The sequence below is a fragment of the Allosphingosinicella sp. genome, assembly GCF_036387215.1.
Taxonomy (GTDB): Bacteria; Pseudomonadota; Alphaproteobacteria; order Sphingomonadales; family Sphingomonadaceae; genus Allosphingosinicella.
This window is the reverse complement of record NZ_DASVUE010000048.1, coordinates 1-5174: the sequence shown is the minus strand read 5'-3', so window position 1 is coordinate 5174 and position 5174 is coordinate 1. Positions and strand designations below refer to the sequence as shown.

The window sequence follows — 5174 nt, the reverse complement described above, 5'->3', positions numbered from 1 at the left end:
GAGGTCATCTAGTCCTCCTCGCCCTCACTTTCCAGTTCTAGCTGATCGGGGGTTAATTGTTCGAGAGCGGCGTCGATCGGATCAAGCAGGCCGGCGGCCTTGAGATCGTCGATGCCGGGGAGGTCGCGGCGGCTCTGAAGGCCGAAATGGGCGAGGAAGCCGGCGGTGGTCGCATAGGTGAGCGGACGCCCGGGAACCTCGCGGCGGCCGGCCGGGCGGACCCAGCCGGCTTCCATCAGCACGTCCAGCGTGCCCTTGGAGATCTGGACGCCCCGGATGGCCTCGATCTCGGCTCGGCTGACGGGCTCGTGATAGGCGATGATCGCAAGCGTCTCCACCGCGGCGCGGCTGAGCTTCCGGGCCTCGTCCCGCTCGCGGCGGAGCAGGTGGGCGAGGTCGGGCGCGGTCTGGAAATGCCAGCGCTTGCCGCGTTCGACGAGCTCGATCCCGCGGCCGCCATAATGGTCCTGGAGCGAGGCGAGGGCGGCTGCGACGTCTATGTGGACGCCGACATAGTCGCGAATCTCGTCCAGCGTCATCGGCTCCTCGGCCGCGAACAGGGTCGCCTCGACCGCACGGATAGCGTCCGGAACCTCGCTCATGCGGCTCTCCTCCCCTCCCTCAGAGGGAGGGGGCGGGGGTGGGTCAGCGGCGAAGCGGCTCGATGCCGCTGAGGCGCTCCTGTGCGTCCTCGCCCCCGTCGAGGGGGCTCGGCCGCCACCCACCCCTGGCCCCTCCCTGCAAGGGAGGGGAATTGGAGTGACGGCACACTCATGCGGCGCGGATGTAGAGCGGTGCGAAGGGGCTCGCCTGGTCGATCTCCAGCTTGCCCTTCCGCGCGAGCTCGAGCGCGGCGACGAAGCTGGAGGCGAGCGCCGACTTGCGGAACTCCGAATCCTGCGTCTCCGGAAGGAAGCTCTCAAGGTCCGACCATTCCATGGTGATGCCGAGCAGCCGCTCGACCCGGAGCAGCGCCTCGTCGAGCGTCATCACCGGCCGCCGCGCGACGATGTGCACGACCGGCTCGTTGCGGGCCCGGACGGCGCCGTAGGCGGAGATGAGGTCGTAAAGCTCAGCCTGCCAGGCGGCCTTGCGGATCACTCGAAGCCCCTCGGGAGCGCCGCGGCGGAACACGTCCCGGCCGAGCCGGTCGCGCGCCAGAAGACGGGCGCCCGCCTCGCGCATCGCGCTCAGCCGCTGCAGCCGGAGCTGAAGCCGAAGCGCAAGCTCCTCGGGGCTTGGATCGGCCGCTTCATCCTTCGGCAGGAGCAGGCAGGATTTGAGATAGGCGAGCCAGGCGGCCATCACGAGATAGTCCGCGGCGATCTCCAGCCGGAGCTTCTTCGCATCGGCGATGAAGGCGAGATATTGCTCGACGAGAGCGAGGATCGAGATCTCGCGAAGGTCGACCTTCTGAGTCCGCGCAAGCGTCAGCAGCAGGTCGAGCGGGCCTTCCCAGCCGTCGAGATCGAGCGTCAGCCGGTCGGACGCGGCGACCGCCGGCTGCTCTTCGAACGGATCAAGCGAGTCCATGACGGAAGCTTAAGCGGTCTCTGAAGCATAAGCGAGCAGCTGATCTCGCTTTGCCGCGAGTTGCTCGTAGGACGCGCTGGCTGGGGCATCCGCCACGGTCGCCATGGCGCGGTCCAGGCGAGTACGCGAGGCCTCGCTCATGGCGCCGAGGCCGGAGGCGACGGCGACCATCTCCTCGAGGACGCCCGAGCAGTGGAGCGCCACGTCGCAGCCGGCTTCGAGGACGCCTCTGGCACGCTCGCCGAAGCTGCCGCTCAGGGCGTGCATGCCGATGTCGTCGGACATGAGGAGGCCCTCGAAGCCGATGCGGCCGCGGATCACCTCGCCGATCACGATCGCTGAGAGGCTGGCGCAGCGTTCGGCATCCCAGGCAGTGTAGACGATGTGCGCAGCCATCCCCATCGGCGCCCAGGCAAGGCTTCGGAACGGCTGGATGTCCTGCTCCAGCTCCTCGGGTGAGGCGGAGACGATTGGCAGCTCCTCATGGCTGTCGCAATGGGACCGGCCATGGCCCGGCATGTGCTTGACGACCCCGACCACGCCCGCGGCGCGCATCCCGTCCAGCACCGCCCGCCCCAGGGCCGCGACCTGCATCGGCTCGGAGCCGAGGGCGCGGTCGCCGACGATGTCGTGCGCTCCGGGCTGCCGGACGTCGAGCACGGGCTGGCAGTTGACGTTGACGCCGCACTCCCGGAGCAGGACCGCACTCGCCTGGGCGTTCACCCGTGCCGCTTCGATGCCGCTGATCGGCGCCACCTGGTAGAGGTCGGCGAAGCGCCCGGCGGGCGGGAAGGCGGGCCAAAGGGGAGGCCGGAGCCTCGCGACCCGTCCCCCTTCCTGGTCGATCAGGATCGGCAGGTCGTCCCGGCCGGCAATCGCCCTAAGCTCGTCGGTCAGTGCGCGGAGCTGCTCCCTGTCCGCGCAGTTGCGGCGGAAGAGGATGTAGCCGGCGGGGCAAGCGTCGCGGAAGAAATCCCGCTCGTCCGGCGTCAGCCGTTCGCCCGAAAGCCCGTATATCGCCGGCTGCATCCCATCCTCAGTCAACCACCACGCAGGTCTCGCCGGCGACGCGGAGCCGTCCGCAAAGATCCTTGGCGCCCGGTCCGCTCGCCCGCAGCCGGTAGAGCGTCTTGCCGCCCGCGGTCGTGGAAGTCACGTGCTGCGAGAGCGGAGCCAGATATTTGAAGCGGGTCGACAGGGCCTTCCAGGCATTGTTGGCGCTCGCCTGGCTGGAGAAGGCGCCGAGCTGGATGCTTCCGCCAGGGCCAGCCGCGGGAGCCTCGGCCCTGGGCGCCGGAGCGGGCGCAGCCTTCGGAGCCGCAGCGGCAGGCGCAGGCGCCGGGGCCGGAGCGGGCTGTGCCTTCGGCGCCTGAGTGACCGGCGCTTCCGGAACCGCATTGACGTTGATCGCGCCCTTCGGATCGGCGCCCTCGCTCGCTGCGAAAGCGGTATCGCCCGCGCCTTCGACCTTCATGCCGCCGGGATCGTCCGGCTTCACCTTATAGTCGCCCTCGGGCGCGGCGATCACTTCGGGCTCGCCCGCGGCACCGCCGCTATCGCCCGCCCGGTTGCCCATCCAGAACAGGCCGCCGACAATGAGCCCGATCGCAACGAGGCCGATCACCACGAAGGCGATGAGCTTGGCCGCGCCGGGCCCGTCCGAGCGCTCGTCCTCGTCGACGGCTTCGAGCCAGGGCAGGCGGTCCTCGTCATCGAGGGCCGGATCGTCCGCACGCACATCGGTCATCACTGCATCTCCTCCGCTGCGGCAACTCCCATAATGCCGAGCCCGTTACGGATTACTTGCCCGATTGCGGATGCGAGTTCCAGACGGGCCCGCGTCAACGCCGGATTTTGTATCAATAAGAAACGCTTCGAGGGGTCATCATTGCCCTTGTTCCACTGCTGGTGGAATGCGCTGGCGAGGTCGCCGAGGTAGAAAGCGATGCGGTGCGGCTCGTGCGCCTGCGCCGCGGCCTCGACCACGCGCGGGAACTGCGCCGCCGCCTTGACGAGGCCGAGCTCATCCTCGTCGAGCAGGCTGAGATCCGCTTCCGGGGGAAGATCCGGCATCTCGGCCTTCGCCTTGCGGTGGAGCGACGAGATGCGGGCATGGGCATATTGGACGTAGAAGACCGGATTGTCCTTCGACGCCTCGACCACCTTGGCGAAGTCGAAATCCATCTGCGCGTCGTTCTTGCGGGTCAGCATGGTGAACCGCACCACGTCCTTGCCGACTTCCTCAACCACTTCTGCAAGCGTGACGAAGTTTCCGGCGCGCTTCGACATCTTGACCGGCTCGCCGGCGCGCAGCAGGCGCACCATCTGCACGAGCTTGACGTCGAGCGCGGGGCGACCGGCAAGGGCCTCGACGGCCGCCTGGGTGCGCTTCACCGTACCCGTATGGTCGGCGCCCCAGATGTTGATCAGCTCGTCCGACGCCTCGAGCTTCTCCATGTGATAGGCGGTGTCGGCGGCGAAATAGGTCCAGCTGCCGTCGGACTTCTTGATCGGCCGGTCCTGGTCGTCGCCGAATGCTGTCGAGCGGAAGAGCATGAGCTCGGTCGGCTCCCAATCCTCGGCTGGCTTCCCCTTCGGCGGCGGCAGCGTTCCCGTGTAGACCAGGTCTTTCTCCGCGAGCAGCTCGAACGCCCGATCGACCGCTCCCGACGACTGCACCTCCGCTTCGGAGGCGAAGCGATCGTGGTGAACGCCGAGGGTGGCGAGATCGGCCTTGATCAGCGCAAGCATCGCCGCAACCGTCCGTTGCTTGAACAGGGGGAGCCACTCGCTCTCCGGCGCAGCCGCGTAGCGGCCGCCGAACTCTGCGGCGAGCGCCTCGCCCACCGGCTTCAGATAATCGCCAGGATAGAGGCCCTCCGGGATCTCGCCGATCTCCTGCCCAAGCGCCTCGCGGTAGCGGAGGTGGGCGGAGCGGGCGAGCGTATCAACCTGGCCGCCTGCATCGTTGACATAATATTCGCGGACGACGGCGAAGCCGGCATATTCGAGCAGGCTTGCGAGCGCGTCCCCGACGACCGCGCCGCGGCAATGGCCCATGTGCATCGGCCCGGTGGGATTGGCGGAGACATATTCGACGTTGACCCGGTGCCCCTGGCCCAGGTCCGAACGGCCGTAATCGCCCCCTGCGGAGAGGATCGTCCGGAGCTCCTCCTGCCAGACGCCGCTCTTCAGCCGGATGTTGATGAAGCCGGGGCCGGCGATGTCGGCGCTCTCGACCTCATTCAGCTCGGCGAGCTTCGGCGCGATCAGCCCGGCCAGCGCCTGCGGATTGGTGCCCGCGCGCTTGGCGAGCACCATTGCCGCGTTGGTCGCAAGATCGCCGTGCGAGGGATCGCGCGGCGGCTCAACCGCAACCGCGCTGCGCTCGATCCCCGGCGCGAGCTGCCCCTCGCCTTCCAGTGCGGAGAGGACGTCGTCGATATGCGCGGCGAAGCGGGCGTAGAGGGTGCTCAATTGTTCTGGTCCGGTCTGGAAAGGCCGCGCTGTAGCGGATGCCCCTCCTCAAGGTCCAGTCAGAACCCCTCAGGCAGCTGCACCGGCCCGACCAGCTCGCGGTAGCGGTTGATGGCGTAGCGGTCGGTCATTCCGGCGATGAAGTCGCCGATGCGGCGGGTGAG

The 5174-nt window shown here is 68.4% G+C and carries 6 protein-coding genes; all 6 read right to left on the bottom strand.

Annotated features, from left to right (window positions below; all coding sequences use genetic code 11):
- Window positions 1–8: 8 nt before the first annotated feature.
- The gene (scpB, locus tag VF662_RS02465; protein ID WP_464137305.1) at window positions 9–602 is read right to left on the bottom strand and encodes an SMC-Scp complex subunit ScpB; all 594 of its coding nucleotides are present in this window, start codon (window positions 600–602) and stop codon (window positions 9–11) included.
- Between the two features lie 169 nt (window positions 603–771).
- Window positions 772–1533, bottom strand: coding sequence for a segregation and condensation protein A (locus VF662_RS02460; RefSeq protein WP_464137303.1), 762 nt, complete (start codon window positions 1531–1533; stop codon window positions 772–774).
- 9 nt (window positions 1534–1542) lie between these two features.
- Window positions 1543–2562, bottom strand: coding sequence for a beta-N-acetylhexosaminidase (gene nagZ / locus VF662_RS02455; protein WP_464137302.1), 1020 nt, complete (start codon window positions 2560–2562; stop codon window positions 1543–1545).
- Between the two features lie 7 nt (window positions 2563–2569).
- Window positions 2570–3280: an SPOR domain-containing protein gene (locus VF662_RS02450; RefSeq protein ID WP_464137300.1), complete on the bottom strand. Its 711-nt coding sequence runs from the start codon at window positions 3278–3280 to the stop codon at window positions 2570–2572.
- Complete coding sequence (argS, locus tag VF662_RS02445) at window positions 3280–5010, bottom strand: arginine--tRNA ligase (RefSeq protein WP_464137298.1); 1731 nt, start codon at window positions 5008–5010, stop codon at window positions 3280–3282. Before argS ends, VF662_RS02450 begins: the two co-directional genes overlap by 1 nt.
- A 59-nt stretch (window positions 5011–5069) precedes the next feature.
- Window positions 5070–5174, bottom strand: a 105-nt coding sequence (locus VF662_RS02440) for a hypothetical protein (RefSeq protein ID WP_464137307.1), incomplete at its 5' end; no start/stop codon positions are given.